General features: G+C 46.8%; 16 protein-coding genes. 6 read left to right on the forward strand and 10 right to left on the reverse strand.

Annotated elements, in window-relative coordinates; all coding sequences use genetic code 11:
- Window positions 1-26: 26 nt before the first annotated feature.
- The gene (locus tag H8K36_RS05430) at window positions 27-932 is read right to left on the reverse strand and encodes an ion channel (RefSeq protein WP_186914716.1); all 906 of its coding nucleotides are present in this window, start codon (window positions 930-932) and stop codon (window positions 27-29) included.
- A 215-nt stretch (window positions 933-1,147) separates the two neighbouring features.
- Here H8K36_RS05430 and H8K36_RS05435 point away from each other — a divergent pair, with 215 nt between their 5' ends.
- Entirely contained in the window at window positions 1,148-1,753 is a 606-nt protein-coding gene (locus H8K36_RS05435) for a hypothetical protein (RefSeq protein WP_186914715.1), read from the forward strand.
- Window positions 1,754-1,913: 160 nt separating this feature from the next.
- On the forward strand, window positions 1,914-2,156 hold the full coding sequence (locus H8K36_RS05440; protein ID WP_186914714.1) for a helix-turn-helix domain-containing protein: 243 nt from the start codon (window positions 1,914-1,916) through the stop codon (window positions 2,154-2,156).
- Between the two features lie 59 nt (window positions 2,157-2,215).
- Here the strand turns inward: H8K36_RS05440 and ybeY are convergent, their stop codons facing one another.
- Genes ybeY through H8K36_RS05460 form a run of 4 tightly spaced genes read right to left on the reverse strand, consistent with a single transcriptional unit; the run spans window position 2,216 to window position 5,722 of the window.
- The gene (ybeY, locus tag H8K36_RS05445) at window positions 2,216-2,674 is read right to left on the reverse strand and encodes an rRNA maturation RNase YbeY (protein ID WP_186914713.1); all 459 of its coding nucleotides are present in this window, start codon (window positions 2,672-2,674) and stop codon (window positions 2,216-2,218) included.
- A gap of 8 nt (window positions 2,675-2,682) precedes the next feature.
- On the reverse strand, window positions 2,683-3,867 hold the full coding sequence (locus H8K36_RS05450; RefSeq protein ID WP_186914712.1) for a PhoH family protein: 1,185 nt from the start codon (window positions 3,865-3,867) through the stop codon (window positions 2,683-2,685).
- A gap of 42 nt (window positions 3,868-3,909) precedes the next feature.
- Window positions 3,910-5,316: a tRNA (N6-isopentenyl adenosine(37)-C2)-methylthiotransferase MiaB gene (gene miaB, locus H8K36_RS05455; RefSeq protein ID WP_186914711.1), complete on the reverse strand. Its 1,407-nt coding sequence runs from the start codon at window positions 5,314-5,316 to the stop codon at window positions 3,910-3,912.
- A 55-nt stretch (window positions 5,317-5,371) separates the two neighbouring features.
- Window positions 5,372-5,722 (reverse strand): hypothetical protein, encoded by a 351-nt coding sequence (locus H8K36_RS05460; RefSeq protein ID WP_186914710.1) that lies wholly within the window; start codon window positions 5,720-5,722, stop codon window positions 5,372-5,374.
- Window positions 5,723-5,984: 262 nt separating this feature from the next.
- On the opposite strand from H8K36_RS05460, the gene H8K36_RS05465 reads away from it, so the two are divergent.
- The 4 genes from H8K36_RS05465 to H8K36_RS05480 all read left to right on the forward strand — a co-directional run bounded on the left by H8K36_RS05465 (window position 5,985) and on the right by H8K36_RS05480 (window position 9,631).
- Entirely contained in the window at window positions 5,985-6,482 is a 498-nt protein-coding gene (locus H8K36_RS05465) for a flavin reductase family protein (RefSeq protein WP_186914709.1), read from the forward strand.
- 12 nt (window positions 6,483-6,494) lie between these two features.
- A complete protein-coding gene (locus tag H8K36_RS05470) occupies window positions 6,495-6,749 on the forward strand; it encodes a SemiSWEET family sugar transporter (protein ID WP_186914708.1) in 255 nt (84 codons plus the stop codon).
- Window positions 6,750-6,765: 16 nt separating this feature from the next.
- Complete coding sequence (locus H8K36_RS05475; RefSeq protein ID WP_186914707.1) at window positions 6,766-7,419, forward strand: HAD family hydrolase; 654 nt, start codon at window positions 6,766-6,768, stop codon at window positions 7,417-7,419.
- A gap of 85 nt (window positions 7,420-7,504) precedes the next feature.
- Window positions 7,505-9,631: a TonB-dependent receptor plug domain-containing protein gene (locus H8K36_RS05480; RefSeq protein WP_186914706.1), complete on the forward strand. Its 2,127-nt coding sequence runs from the start codon at window positions 7,505-7,507 to the stop codon at window positions 9,629-9,631.
- A 54-nt stretch (window positions 9,632-9,685) separates the two neighbouring features.
- On the opposite strand, the gene H8K36_RS05485 is transcribed toward H8K36_RS05480, so the two are convergent.
- The 5 genes from H8K36_RS05485 to fba all read right to left on the reverse strand — a co-directional run bounded on the left by H8K36_RS05485 (window position 9,686) and on the right by fba (window position 14,796).
- Window positions 9,686-10,723, reverse strand: a complete 1,038-nt coding sequence (locus H8K36_RS05485; protein WP_186914705.1) for an L-threonylcarbamoyladenylate synthase — start codon at window positions 10,721-10,723, stop codon at window positions 9,686-9,688.
- 18 nt (window positions 10,724-10,741) lie between these two features.
- A complete protein-coding gene (locus H8K36_RS05490; RefSeq protein ID WP_186914704.1) occupies window positions 10,742-11,941 on the reverse strand; it encodes a 5-(carboxyamino)imidazole ribonucleotide synthase in 1,200 nt (399 codons plus the stop codon).
- A 201-nt stretch (window positions 11,942-12,142) separates the two neighbouring features.
- The gene (gene purE, locus H8K36_RS05495; RefSeq protein ID WP_186914703.1) at window positions 12,143-12,655 is read right to left on the reverse strand and encodes a 5-(carboxyamino)imidazole ribonucleotide mutase; all 513 of its coding nucleotides are present in this window, start codon (window positions 12,653-12,655) and stop codon (window positions 12,143-12,145) included.
- 18 nt (window positions 12,656-12,673) lie between these two features.
- The gene (locus H8K36_RS05500) at window positions 12,674-13,570 is read right to left on the reverse strand and encodes a phosphoribosylaminoimidazolesuccinocarboxamide synthase (RefSeq protein WP_186914702.1); all 897 of its coding nucleotides are present in this window, start codon (window positions 13,568-13,570) and stop codon (window positions 12,674-12,676) included.
- Between the two features lie 161 nt (window positions 13,571-13,731).
- On the reverse strand, window positions 13,732-14,796 hold the full coding sequence (gene fba, locus H8K36_RS05505; protein WP_186914701.1) for a class II fructose-bisphosphate aldolase: 1,065 nt from the start codon (window positions 14,794-14,796) through the stop codon (window positions 13,732-13,734).
- Between the last annotated feature and the right edge of the window lie 330 nt (window positions 14,797-15,126).

The raw sequence follows: 15,126 nt of genomic DNA on the forward strand, positions 1-15,126 counted from the left end.
TTTTCCTAAAAATTTAAATTTGAAGTTTAATCTTCGGTATCAGCCAGAACCGCGGCGATCTCTTGCGACTGATGAAAGCGTGAATAATGAATTTCTTGAATTGCGCCATCTTGGTTTTCAAACACATCAACATAACGATGATTCCAACGAATGAGCTCACAAGGGTAATAATGACGCGCTCGCTGATTTTGGTTGGTGGTTTCATCGACACCGTCGACGCTTAAAATCAAGGCCGCCTGTCTTTGCTTCAGCTCTTCTGTGCTGATACCAAACAAGGGGCTGGATTCATCAATCACGTGAAAAATCGTCCAGCCCAAGACGAAGATAGGATGTTGATCGCGTTGTAGAGAGAGGTCGTGAATCTTACGGAACTTGCCATTGGTCGGTGATTCTTCATTCCAAATCAAACGCAGTTTAGCCGACGCTTCACTAATCACATTCATGCGTGCATTCGCCATCCGTATCATCAACAAACGTTTACCTTCAGAGACATGGCTAACAGGATGCTCAGCAAAAATAATGCTAGAGCGAGGACGCGAAAAGCGCGCAAAAATCAAACCCGTCACCAAAGCCAAGCCAGACATGCCGATAAAGATTTCTATGGTTGAAATCCAATGTCCGTAAGCAGTGGTGGGGTGCATATCACCATAACCCACTGTCGCCAGTGTTTCCACGCTAAAGAAGAAGGCGCCTAAGAAACCTTGTGGGTATAAATTCCCAATCGCGTTATCACCCAAGAGATACAAACTGGCGAACACCAAGTTCATGAGCATAAACAAGACCGCAAAAGCCGCAAAGAACACGGGCCAAGAACTGGTCATCGCGTAGTAGTAAATATCCTGCCAAAAGCGTGTCGGCATACCGTAAGTGATGACCTGGCGACCACTCATTTGTATCACGCGTTTGTGTTTTTTGTCGGCTTCTAGGCTCATGGAGAGGTGGTTTCAGGGTGAGTAAATTAGGGCTGATTGTACTGGAGTGGACTCTATTGCACTATCTCAATGATCTCTTTTTGCAAAAATACAATAAAAACAACAGAAAACGAATTTCAATTTATTTTTATCGAGAAACGATAAATTTTGATTGCTTTTCAAATATTTAGTTACTACAATCCGGTCACAGCAAAAACATTTATGTGGGAATCATCATGCAAAACGAACAGAAAAAAAGGCTGGAGAAATTTAAGAAGGTCAGTGGCTACCTGCTTCCACTCTCTTCACTTGTAATGGTTATCTTCGCCTTTGGTGCGATCATTGCAATAGCGATTGTGTTATTTAAGCCAGTTGGAGAAACGAATATTTTCGCAGTTGCCGATGCAATGACCTTAAGTGCAAAAATTGAGGGTTACAACGATATCTTAGATTGGTTTTTACACAAACGTTTAGACTGGACCGCAAAAATAGTATTAAGCTTAATCTTCAGTGGCTTTTCGTATTTTGCAATTCAAGCGATATTTCATTTTAATGGGCTACTCGGCTGCTTCTATGACGGAGAAATATTTAACCGTAACGCTCTCACGCGAGCACGGAAGGCATTTCGGTTTAACGTATTTGCCAATCTAATCTTCATGCTTGCTTATCTAACTTTCTTAATCATTTCGTTCTCGAATCTACATCAAAACATTGGAGCGCGAATTGAGCAGTTCCTCGATATACTACTCGGGGTGGCTATCGATTTTGGTTTCTATTGTTTAGTTCTTTGGGCACTAGAGATGGGGACTGAATTAAGTGAAGAGTCTGAACTAACAATATAGCAAGCAGATCAATCAAGAATATGCTAGCCACCATAACCGCACATTTAATTGAATTATGGATTGCCATCTTCGATCGCGTCATCCATACCATTCAAATCTTATGTTCTTTTCTCGGGTTATAGACTCAGACCGCAGCAAACCAACTTATCGGTAATTAACTATGCCCATCATCGTCAACCTCGACGTCGTTCTCGCTCAACGCAAAATGCGTCTCAACACGCTGGCCGAGCTAGTCGACATCACGCCACAAAACCTTTCGGTGCTCAAGTCTGGGCGGGCGAAAGCGATACGCTTTGATACCTTGGAAAAGATTTGCGAAGTCTTGCAATGCCAACCTGGCGACATCTTGGCTTTTGATCTGACGCCAGCACACTCACCAGAGCAAGTAGACGACACGGAATAAAAAATCCCTCGTCGACAACCGTCGAACGAGGGATCTTTTTTTAAAGATTCGCAGCAGAATCAAAGATAAGGATTTTTTAATCCTAAGCCTTCTAGAATTTCGATCTCCAAAGCTTCCATTTCTTCAGCTTCTTCATCGTCTTCATGATCATAGCCTTGCGCATGCAAAACGCCATGGACCACCAAGTGCTGTGCATGTTCGAGTACAGTTTTCTTTTGCTCTTTCGCTTCTTTCTCCAGCACATCGGTGCACAGAATAATATCCGCTTGTGTCACTTCAGCATCGCTGTCTTCAGTGTAAGCGAAGGTCAACACATTGGTGGCATAGTCTTTACCACGATAATCACGATTGAGAATTTGTCCCTCTTCGGCATCGACAATACGCAAAGTCAAATCAGCGGGAAAGAATAAGGCGGCCTGTATCGTTTTGCGCAGCAAAGGACGCGTCAGCACTTCTTTGAGACGCTCATCCGCATATTGCACGGAGAGATTGAGTTTATGTTTAGGAGCTGCTGCCATGACCGTTCTTACCTTCTTTTGCTTTTACTCATCGCGGTTGCATGCTTTAAGCTAACAATTTCCGCATCTTGTTGATCTTGATGTTGCGTCGCTTCTTCATACGCATCGACGATACGGCCAACCAGGGGATGGCGCACCACGTCTACACTGGTGAACTGATTAAATGCGATACCGCGCACATGGCGCAAGACCTGACAGGCATCTACCAAACCGCTACGCTGATGCCGTTGCAAATCGATCTGCGTCACGTCGCCGGTCACCACGGCTTTACTGCCAAAACCGATACGTGTTAAGAACATCTTCATTTGTTCTGGCGTCGTGTTCTGCGCTTCATCCAAAATAATGAAGGAATGATTCAAGGTACGGCCGCGCATATACGCCAAAGGTGCGATCTCAATCACCTGTTTCTCAAACATTTTTTGGGTGCGATCAAAGCCGAGCAAATCATACAAAGCGTCGTATAGAGGACGTAAATAGGGATCGACCTTTTGCGCTAAATCACCGGGCAAAAAGCCAAGGCGCTCACCAGCTTCCACCGCGGGGCGGGTCAATACAATACGTTTGACAGCATCACGCTCTAAAGCGTCGACAGCACATGCCACGGCGAGATATGTCTTGCCGGTACCTGCGGGGCCCACACCGAAAGTGATGTCGTGTTCCAGTATGGCTTTGAGATAAGTGTTTTGATGTGGCGTACGACCACGCAAATCACTGCGACGGGTTTTGAGTATTGGGCTTTCTATCTCACCGTCAGCTTGTTCGGCAGGCGCAACTTCTTCATCTAGGTCGACTGGTGGTTTCTTCACACGACTTGTTTTTGTCGCTGGTTTTGCTGTTTTTGATGGAGCCGATGACTTCGCGGACTTTGTCGTAGAGCTTAGCTCTTCGAGCCCCTCTTCTTGTGCTTTTTTCTTACTACTATTAGCACGTTGTTCCACTAAGGCCAACTGCACTTCATCGATGCTGATAATCTTCTTCGCTTGCGCGTAGAACTTCTCTAGCAGCTCCAAGCCTTTCTCAGCATTGTGACCACTGACGATAAATTTTTCACCGCGTCGAAAAATACTCAAATCAAGCGCCGCCGAAATCTGACGTAGGTTTTCATCGAGCGGCCCGCACAAATGCGCCAAGCGCAGATTGTCTAGGGGCTGCGGAACGAAATATAAAACAGGAACAGGCGTTTTCGTTTTCAAAATAGCTTTTCTTTCGATGAGAAGCACACAGCTTCGTCAGAATTAGTCGACCAATTCTCCACGCAGAGAATAGTTATACGATTCGGTAATACGTGTGTTGACCAAGGTTCCGATCAACTCTTTACCACCTGGAAAATTCACCACGCGATTATTCTCTGTGCGACCTTGCAATTCATTCGGGTCTTTCACCGATGGACCTTCAACCAAAATACGCTGCACCGTACCTATCATCGCATTGCTGTATTTTTTCGTATTCGCATCGATCACTGACTGCAAAAATTGCAGACGCTTCAGTTTCAATGGCGCTGGCGTTGTATCTTCAAGATTCGCGGCAGGGGTGCCTGGACGAGCACTAAAAATAAAACTAAAGCTGTTGTCGAATTCAACGTCGTTGATCAACTTCATCAGGGCATCGAAGTCTTCATCCGTTTCACCTGGGAAGCCGACGATAAAATCAGAAGAAATATGCATGTTCGGGCGCACCGCGCGTAACTTGCGAATTACCGATTTATATTCCAAAGAAGTGTAGCCACGTTTCATTGCTGCCAAAACGCGGTCAGAGCCGTGCTGTGCAGGCAGGTATACATGATTCACTAGTTTAGGAATCTTGGCGTAGGCGTCGATCAAACGTTGATTAAACTCTTTAGGATGACTCGTCACGAAGCGAATGCGTTCAATTTGTGGAAACTCGGCGATGTATTCCAGCAGCAAAGCGAAGTCAGCGATCTCACCATCATCCATCACGCCACGATAGGCATTTACGTTCTGACCGAGCAAACTAATTTCTTTAATGCCCTGCTCTGCCAAGCCAGCCACTTCGACCAACACATCGTTAAATGGACGAGAAACTTCTTCACCGCGTGTGTAAGGTACCACACAGTAACTGCAATACTTAGAGCAGCCTTCCATGATCGAAACAAAGGCTGTGGCGCCCTCCACTTTCGCTGGCGGCAAATGATCGAACTTTTCAATCTCAGGGAAACTAATATCGACTTGCGAACGACCAGATGTACGTCGATCTTTAATCAACTGTGGCAAACGATGCAAAGTTTGCGGACCAAATACCACGTCTACATAAGGCGCACGACGAATGATCGCTTCACCTTCTTGCGATGCCACGCAACCACCGACGCCAATCACTAAATCTGGTTTATCACGCTTTAATTCGCGCAAACGTCCCAAATCAGAAAACACTTTTTCCGACGCTTTTTCACGTACGCTGCAGGTGTTCAACAAAATCACGTCGGCATCTTCCGGCTTGTCGGTTTTGATCATGCCATCGGTTGCTGCGAGCACATCCTGCATTTTGTCGGAGTCGTACTCATTCATCTGGCAACCAAAGGTTTTGATGAAGACCTTTTTCTGTGCAGCGACAGTACCGCTCGCTTCCACAGCGTCGACCTTGTTAGGAATACTTGAATTTTCTTGATTTGAAATAACGGTAGACATTCGATTCACTTCTTACTTATTACAAAATTAGCCAAAACATTTCGTCTGGCCTTTCTTAATTTGACCTTGGCGGGAAAGGGCGTTTAGCTTCCTCGGCGGTCAAGATCCAAATTCTCTGTACCTCACCAAAATCGTTTTCGAGGTAATAAACCACAATATTTCGCACATCCAAAGTCCCTGATGTGACGATCAGATTGTCCTCGTTGTAGATTCTGAGTGCCACCGACAAGAGTTTTAACTTGCCGTCGATCACGATTTCGGCCAAGGCCGTTGTACTCATCTTGCCTCGCTTAATTCCTTCTGGAAAAGGGCGATCCATCTGCATTGCCTGAACATTCGTCACTGCAAATGCAAGTACCAAAGTCCATACCAACAAAAGCTGTTTTGATAGTTTTTTGCCAAACATGTATGCCTCACGCAAAGGTCGATGAAATATTCTTAAAAATCAATTGCTTACGAAACAGCTTCCACGACAAACGAGGCGAGAGTTTAACACATGACAGCCGCTTATTCCTCAGGACGCCCCAAATGCGATACCAATGTTAGGATCTGTCTCATCCTCAACTAATTTTCACCGAATACGAGCCCAGTGTCCCCACAGACCATGCGCTCTTTCATGATAAAAGCAAAAATCTGGGATAATGTTAAAAATTACCTTTGGATCACTGATGCAAAAGCCCGCCACCTCTGCCCTACCGCCTGATTTCGATAGTCGCCATTTCCGCACTGCGCTTGGACAATTTGCCACAGGCGTTACCGTGGTAACAACTCGCCTCGCCGATGGCAGCTTTCTCGGCCTTACTGCGAGCTCATTTAATTCGGTGTCGCTTGACCCGCCTTTAGTACTCTGGAGCTTAGGTAAGCGGGCCCAGAGCCTTCCCGTATTCAGTGCGAACAGCCACTACGTGATCAATGTTCTCACCGCAGAACAGCAAGTCTTGGCGGAACAATTTGCTAGCCGCAGCGAAAACCGCTTTGAAGGTGTCGAATTTACGCTCTCTCGCACAGGCTTACCGATTCTCAAAGGCGCTTCTGCGTGGTTTGAATGTTTTAACCGTAGCCAATATCCCGAGGGTGATCATGTAATTTTCGTCGGTGAAGTTGAACAATGCGCCCACGGCAACGCAGCCCCGCTGATTTTTCACAATGGCAGCTTTTTGCCTTAATTACTCTCGTCCATGTCTCATCTCGATATCATCGGCTTCGTCGCCGCTTTTTTGACGACTAGCGCCTTCATTCCACAAGCTTGGCTCACTTGGAAACGTAAACGTGCCGAAGGCGTTTCACTTGGCATGTATTGCATCATGGTCAGCGGCGTCATCTGCTGGTTAATTTACGGATTGATGTTGGGAGCTATGCCTATCATTATCGCTAACTTGATCTCATTAGCGCTGTCAGCATTCATCTTGGCGATGAAACTGATCTACAAGTAATTAGCGCTACCCATGTATGTCTAAGCTCAAAGCTATCTTGTGGGATAACGACGGTGTTTTGGTTGATACTGAAGGACTGTTTTATCAAGCAAATCGCGAGCTATTCGCTAAGCATGACATAGAACTCACTCACCAACATTTTTTCGATTGGTTCCTACTAGAGAACCTCGGTGCTTGGCATTTACTGCAAACGCGTGGCATGGATGATGCGCAAATTGCCGCTCTACGTGATCAACGTAATCGGCGTTACGCAGCGCTATTAGCTGAAACACATTCACATGTAATTGATGGCATCGCCGAAGTACTTCACCATGCTGCCCAACGGACCCGCATGGGTGTGGTCACCAGTTCGCGTCGCGATCACTTCGAACAAATTCACCGTGATTCCAATTTACTGCATCACTTCGAATTTATTGTCACCGAGGGCGACTACCTTCACAGCAAACCTGCACCAGATCCATACTTAATAGGGCTCTCGCGGCTTGGGCTAGGTACTGATGAATGCATCGTCATTGAAGACTCACCACGTGGTTTGCGATCGGCACTCGCAGCGGGTCTACGCTGTATTGTTATTCGAAATGAGTTTTGCAGGCACTATGATTTTCCTGGGGCGTTTCTTGTGCTTGATCAACACACCCAAATTGCCAAGGTACTTTCGGAATTGCTATAGGTAGCACCGCAGATTTCATATCATTGCAATAACAAGTTATACTTTCGACCTTACTCAAATCAAAGATCAAAGTCAGCGTCGACGCATGCCATCTCGTACTCTCCCCTTCTGCTTTGTCGCCTTCAACGTCATCACTTTCTCTTCAGACGCCAGAGCACAAGAAAATACCAACTCAACCACAACCATCGAAACGAAAGCTTCGACGCAAGTCGTCGAAATCAAGAACGATGGCAAGAAGTATGATGCTCGACGTGAAGACACAGTAACCAAGTTTGTGATTACGAGAGAGGAGATTGAAAGGCATGGTGACTCGAGCGTTGCTGAAATTCTGAATCGACAAGCTGGAATTATAAATGGCAATATCAATGGTCTCAGAGGCTATACACAATACTTAGTTGATGGGCAAGATCCGCCTCGGGGTTTTTCCATCAGCGATATTTCGGCAAGTCAAATTGAGCGCATCGAAATTATTCGTTCTGCCGTTGCAGAGTTTAGTACGCAGGCAATTGGAGGGACGATCAATATTGTTTTGCAACGCTTGGTGAAAACACGCACCAGAAAATTAGAAATGGCACTGAGATACCAAGACCAATCTCCAGTATCAAGAAAGTTGCAACTAAACTACGCGGACAAATTTGACAATTTCTCCCTCGACACCACATTTTTCATCAATCAACCTCGCTATTTGACGACAGAACAGGATTACTTTGAGAACACCGACACTGATCTCCTTCTAACCGAAATCAGAAATCGCCATCAAAAAAGTAAGACTACCAATTCCGCTTTTGCACTAACGCAAGACCTCACTTGGTCCCTAGGAGATCATGAGCGAATTTCAGTTAACGCCTATGCCGCTAGGATCATCATTAGGCAAGACTCTCTAGCAACAACATTTGATACAAAATCACCATCAACCACGACTGAGCGTGAAACCAATTTCACTTATTGGACGCCACAAAATATTTGGCTAAAGCTGTCGTGGGATAAGCCATTGATCGATCAGGCTAAGCTACAAACCACTTTATACGTGCTTCGCGGTGACTTGAGCTCCAACAATGGTGCGTCTAGTTCAACACCGACTCAATTTCGCGAATTTCAAAGCAATATGCATAGGAAGAGTAATATCCTTTCATGGAAAGGCAAAATACTCTTTCAAAAATCTGAAACGGACACTCAAAAAATTGGCTGGCATATCGAAAATAAAGAGTATCAATCAGAAAACATCGAAGGCTCAAAAAACGTAGCGTCACAACATTTGCGATCTGCTCAAGCTGCCTTTTTTGCAGAAAAAGAACGGGATGCATCAGACCAATGGTCGAACTACCTCGGTGTTCGTTGGGAAGGTTTTCGCTCTGAAATCAGCGCCCCTTTTAGCGCCAGCTCAAGCCAAATAAGCTCCGTCCTTAGTCCAATTGTTCAAACACGATGGAAGCCGCATAAGCAGGCAGAAGACCAAGTCCGTTTTGCACTCACAAGAACCTTTAGGAATCCTGATCAACAACAATTCATGGCGGAGTCGTTTAGCAATTTTGGACAGGACATCTATACACCCGTAATGGTCGGGAACCCCAAGCTAAGACCGGAAATCGCTTGGGGACTCGATATTGCCTTCGAACATTTTAGCGAAAACGAGATTAACTACTCGCTGAGCCATTACCTAAAAACTGTAAAGAATTTAATGCGCGATCGGCTGTTTATCGAAAACAAGCAATGGCAACAACAAACCATTAATAGTGGCAACGGTCTTGCGCATGGCCTTGTGGCAGACTCAAGTTTCCCACTTTCCATTTGGTTCAAAGGGGCGCCAAAGATAAGTGTAACAGCGAACCTTTCACGCAATTGGTCTCATGTTAATGACGTCCCGGGTCCCAATAATCGTTTCGCAGAGCAAGCCAAATTCAATGCCAATGTTGGGCTTGAATACCAGCCAAACGATGCTTGGAACTTGCGAGCGAACTACGGCGTTATTTCTGGTGGGCCACTAAGAATTGCCGCCGATCGAATCAATATAGAACAAGTCACCCGCAGCACATCGGTCGCCGCAAACTGGGACATTGATCAAGGCAAGACCATTCACTTTCAAATTTCTAATTTCATGATGCAGCCGACCATCACTCAGACCACACTTTTTAGTCAAAACAAGCTCTATTATTCGCGCCGAGAGTCACGCGGGCTTCTCAATGCAAGCCTACGCTTAAGTATGAACTTCTAAGGATTTTGGAAGACAAAGCCAGGCAACAATTGCGCCGATGGGAACGATCGGGATTTATATACCCAACATCGCCTGCAACACCCCTTGCGAATCAAAGGCCGCTCGACGCAAACGGTCCGCGACACCTTGCCATTCACGTGTCGTCGGTAAGGCTTCCACTAAGATGATGTTGGCATCAACGTGATCGAGCTCTCGCAAATCGGCATACAGGTCATGAGCGTAGGCGACAGGGTCATTATTTAACTGGCGCCACGCTTGGAGTCCAGCTGTTTCGCGATGCGCTTCGTAGGCCATCACGGCGACACGTTTTTTCGCCGCGAGTAATTGTTGCACGGTCGCCTCGAGTTGATCGACGGCGACTAATGCCACTGGAGTACGCGGTGCATAGTGTGCTTCTAAAGTGCCAGATGCACGCGGTGCTGCTTGGTCTGGTGCGTTCACTGCGACACCTAAGACTTGTTGCAACTGCATTGCTGTGATGTGGCCCGGCCTGAGCAAGACTGGACCATGGGTGTCGAGGCGGCTCATATCAACAATCGTCGATTCGATACCAACATCACTTTGGCCACCATCGAGCACTGAGGCAATCATGCCGCTGGCAACTTCCTCAGGAAACTCCTCTAACACGTGCTCAGCTTTGGTCGGGCTAACATGGCCAAACTTGTTCGCTGATGGTGCTGCCACGCCGCCTTTGCCGCCTTTAAAAGCACGAAGTAATTGTTGAGCGACCGGGTGTGAAGGACAACGCACGCCGATTGAATCTTGACCGCCTGAAACGGCATCGGGGATATGCTCTGCCCTCTTCAAAATCAAGGTCAGAGGGCCTGGCCAAAAAGCATCGATCAGGTGTTGTGCTGCTGCAGGGAGGTCTTTCACCCAATAGTGAATATCAGCCTCAGGAGCGATGTGCACAATGACGGGGTGATTTGATGGACGACCTTTGGCACGATAGATATTGGCGACGGCTTCTATATTCTCGGCATCAGCACCGAGTCCGTACACAGTTTCCGTAGGAAAGCCGACCAAAGCACCGTGCTCCAAGGCGATGGCGGCGACTTGAATTTGTTCAGAAATTTGCAGGCTAAAATTCACGGCAGAGTCTCAAGAAAATCAGAGCGCAATGCCTAAGATCGCGCATGCTTGTTGCATCTCGTCTTGCGCTTGCTCTAAAGTTGGCGCGATAAACGTGATATGACCCATTTTACGGGCACGACGCGCTTCCGCTTTGCCGTAGAGATGCAAATGCGCGGATGGCAGCGCCAACACTTTATGCCATTCTGGCTGACGCTCGATATTTGAATCATTTTCAAACCAAACATCGCCCAAAATATTCAACATCACGCAAGGTGAATGCTGACGTACATCACCTAAAGGCAAACGCGCCATGGCACGAACTTGCTGAGCGAACTGACTGGTGACGCAAGCATCTATCGTGTAGTGACCACTGTTATGTGGGCGTGGTGCCATTTCATTGACCACCACACTACCATCTTGCAAAACAAAAAATTCGATGCACAAGACACCGACATAATTGATATCAGCAATCAATTTTAAGGCGGCATTCTGTGTTTTCAGTGCGGCATCGGCAGATACATGAGGACTTGGCACAGTCGTCGTAAATAAAATACCGTCACGATGAACATTTTCAGCAATGGGATAAACCACTGCTTGCCCGTCTGCGCCACGTGCAACCAATACAGAAATTTCGTAAGCCAGTGGCAGCATCTTTTCTAAGACGCAGACCACACCTTTTAAATTTGCGAAGGCGGTGCGCAATTCATCCAAGGATTTAACGCGTACTTGACCTTTGCCGTCATAGCCCATGCGTGCCGTCTTCAAAATACCAGGGAATAAATCCGCACTAACATTTTCTAAATCGGTCGCTGTGCGCAAGATCGCGTGTGGTGCCGGTAAGATGCCTGTCTGTGGTGCGCAACGAGTAAAGAAGGCTTTTTCTTCGATACGATCTTGAGCAATTGAGACGCATGCAGCGCTCGGTGCCACAAAACCCGTTTCCGCTAACTTCGCCAAACTCGCCGCTGGCACATTTTCAAATTCGGTCGTGAATGAAGCACAGCTGTCCGCCAATTGCTGCAAACCAGCGGCATCATCGTAGGTCGCTTGAATATGGACGTCGGCTGCATGAGCCGCAGGACTACCAGCTTCTGGTTCTAATACCGTGACTTTAAAACCGAGTGCCTGCGCTTCGTGCACGAACATGCGTCCCAATTGACCGCCGCCGACCATGCCCAACATACTGGCTTTGGAATTAGGGAATTGAGGAGAATTGTTGTTTGAAGAAGTGGACATCGTCGATTTTTCCATACGGGTACTGAATATTTTGAAACCAATGTTGCGAAGAGAAATCGCTCCTCACAACGACAGCATAAAAGGCAATGTCACTCGATTCCTGCACACGCAGGGATGACGCCTAAAAATATCGAGCCAAGCAAAAGCGAAACCACCTTCGATTGGCTCTTCAAACAAAATAAGCTTAAACGGCGCTACACCTTACAAAGGCAGATGCATATCACGAGCGGCTTGCGTTTGTTTAGCGCGGAAGGCTTCGAGCTTTTCTGCCATCGCATCGTCAGTGGTCGCCAACATCGCGATCGCTGCCAAAGCTGCATTGCCAGCACCAGCTTCACCGATAGCGAAAGTATTCACAGGAACACCTTTAGGCATCTGCACAATCGATAACAAAGAGTCTTCACCACGTAAATATTTAGAAGGAACTGGAACACCGAATACAGGCACGATAGTCTTCGCTGCAATCATCCCTGGCAAATGCGCTGCACCACCAGCACCGGCAATAATGCCGCGAATGCCTCGGCTACGCGCTGTCTCTGCGTACCGAAACATTTCGTCAGGCATGCGGTGTGCTGACACCACTTGCGCTTCAAATGGAATGCCGAATTCTTTCAACATACTGACAGCATGCTGCATCACATCCCAATCAGAAGAAGAACCCATTACCACACCAATGATAGGTGCAGTGGCTGCTACATTATTTGTCGTGCTCATATTCGCTGCCGCCTTCAATTATGCTTTTAAGCTTTCGCCTGTCAGGCGTTCCAAGGCTTCGCGATATTTCGCTGCCGTTTTCTGTACCACTTCGTCTGGCAAAGTTGGCGCTGGTGCTGTTTTGTTCCAGCTTGTGATGGTTTCTAAATAGTCACGCACAAACTGTTTATCGAATGATGGCGGAGAGATGCCTGTTGCGTAGGAATCTGCTGGCCAGAAACGAGAAGAATCTGCCGTTAAGACTTCATCCATCAAATGCAAAACACCATTGTCATCGAGGCCGAATTCAAACTTAGTGTCGGCGATGATAATACCGCGCGTTGCCGCGTAATTCGCTGCTTCTGTGTAGAGCTGAATACTGATGTCGCGCATCTTAGCTGCCAACTCAACACCAATACGTTTTTCCATTTCGGCGAAGCTGATGTTCTCATCGTGCTCACCCATTTCAGCCTTCGCTGCTGGTGTGAAAATCGGCGTTTCTAATTTCGCTGCTTGTGGCAAACCTGCTGGCAATTGAATGCCGCAAATCGCCCCTGTATCTTGATAATCTTTCCAGCCAGAGCCAATGATGTAGCCACGTACAACCGCTTCCACCATAATGGGTTTCAAGCGTTTTGCGACGACGGCACGGCCACGCACTTGCTCAACTTCATCTGCAGCAACCACAGATTCAGGAGCGATGCCTGTCAAATGATTCGGGACCACATGACCCAATTTTTCGAACCAGAAGTTCGCCATTTGATTCAACACGCGGCCTTTTTCTGGGATAGGCTCATTCATGATGACATCGAATGCCGACAAACGATCACTGGTAACGATCAACAACTTATCTTCGCCAACAGCGTAGTTATCACGGACTTTGCCACGACCTAACAGTGGTAGCGAATGTAAAGTAGAGTTAATTTGCGTAGTCATAATGTGGTCTCAAAAAAAATACTGAAGGGAGATTCATCGAATCTTGTGTTTGGCATCATGAATGCCGCCGACAAAACCCGTTGAAACTCCCTCATGGGCATTTGAAGATTGCTTCAAGCACCCGACTTACTTATTTCACGATCAATCGATCAATCGATCAATTAGTTAACAACCTGTGCCAATGCGCCAGATTTGTATTGCTCAGCAACCTTTTCCAAGGTGATTGGCTTGATCTTCGCTGCTTGGCCTTCGCAACCGAAGGACAAGAAACGCGCTTTACAAACCAACTTCGCTGCTTCGCGAGCTGGTTTCAAGTAATCACGTGGATCAAACTTGCTTGGGTTTTCAAACATGTAACGACGGATCGCTGCTGTCATCGCCAAACGAATGTCGGTGTCGATGTTGATTTTACGCACGCCGTTTTGAATACCGATGACGATCTCTTCTACTGGAACGCCATACGTTTCTTTCATGTCGCCACCGAATTCACGAATCTCTGCCAACAATTCTTGTGGCACGGAAGAAGAACCGTGCATCACCAAGTGAGTGTTTGGAATACGTGCATGGATTTCTTTGATGCGATCGATCGCCAAGATGTCACCGGTTGGCTTACGGGAGAATTTGTACGCGCCGTGCGAAGTACCAATTGCAATCGCCAAAGCGTCACATTGTGTTTGTTTCACGAAGTCAGCTGCTTGCGCAACGTCGGTCAACAATTGTTCACGTGTCATCTTGCCGTCTGCGCCATGACCGTCTTCTTTGTCGCCCATCATGGTTTCCAAAGAGCCTAGCACGCCCAACTCTGCTTCTACTGTCACACCAATAGAATGGGAAAACTTCACCACTTCTTTAGAAACTGCAACATTGTATTCGTAGCTAGCAACAGACTTGCCGTCTTCCATCAAGGAGCCGTCCATCATCACCGATGTAAAACCAGACTTGATCGCTGCCATACAAACTGCTGGAGACTGACCATGATCTTGGTGCATCACTACTGGAATGTGTGGGTAAGCTTCCACCGCAGCAGAAATCAAATGACGCAAGAACGCTTCGCCAGCATATTTACGAGCACCTGCAGACGCTTGCATAATGACCGGCGCACCGACTTCATTGGCCGCTTCCATAATTGCCGTGACTTGCTCCAAATTGTTCACATTAAACGCTGGAATACCGTAGCCATTTTCAGCAGCATGGTCCAGCAATTGACGCATAGATACGAGAGACATAGTTTTTACTCCATATAAAAAAATCTTTTTTTGATGCTCTGATTAAGCTACTGCGCGGGCAGATTTTGAATCTGCGATGCTCACCGTACTCAAGTACGGTTGCGCTTCTTAATTCAAACTTTGCCCGCTCGCTACGCTTACTCAGCACATCAACAAGCTTGTGGCCTTTTTCGACTTTGCTGACTTCGAACTTTCATCGACAATCAATTTACCTTCTGAGATCTCTAGAAATTCAATTTTAGGGATGCAGCGCTAGGCGCAAAACGGAGCAATACGTCGGTATTGCGAGTATTTGCAACAACGCGATACGCCCTACAATTGGATTTATTG

It is taken from the genome of Affinundibacterium nitidum (genome assembly GCF_014284155.1).
Classification (GTDB): domain Bacteria; phylum Pseudomonadota; class Gammaproteobacteria; order Burkholderiales; family Burkholderiaceae_D; genus Undibacterium; species Undibacterium nitidum.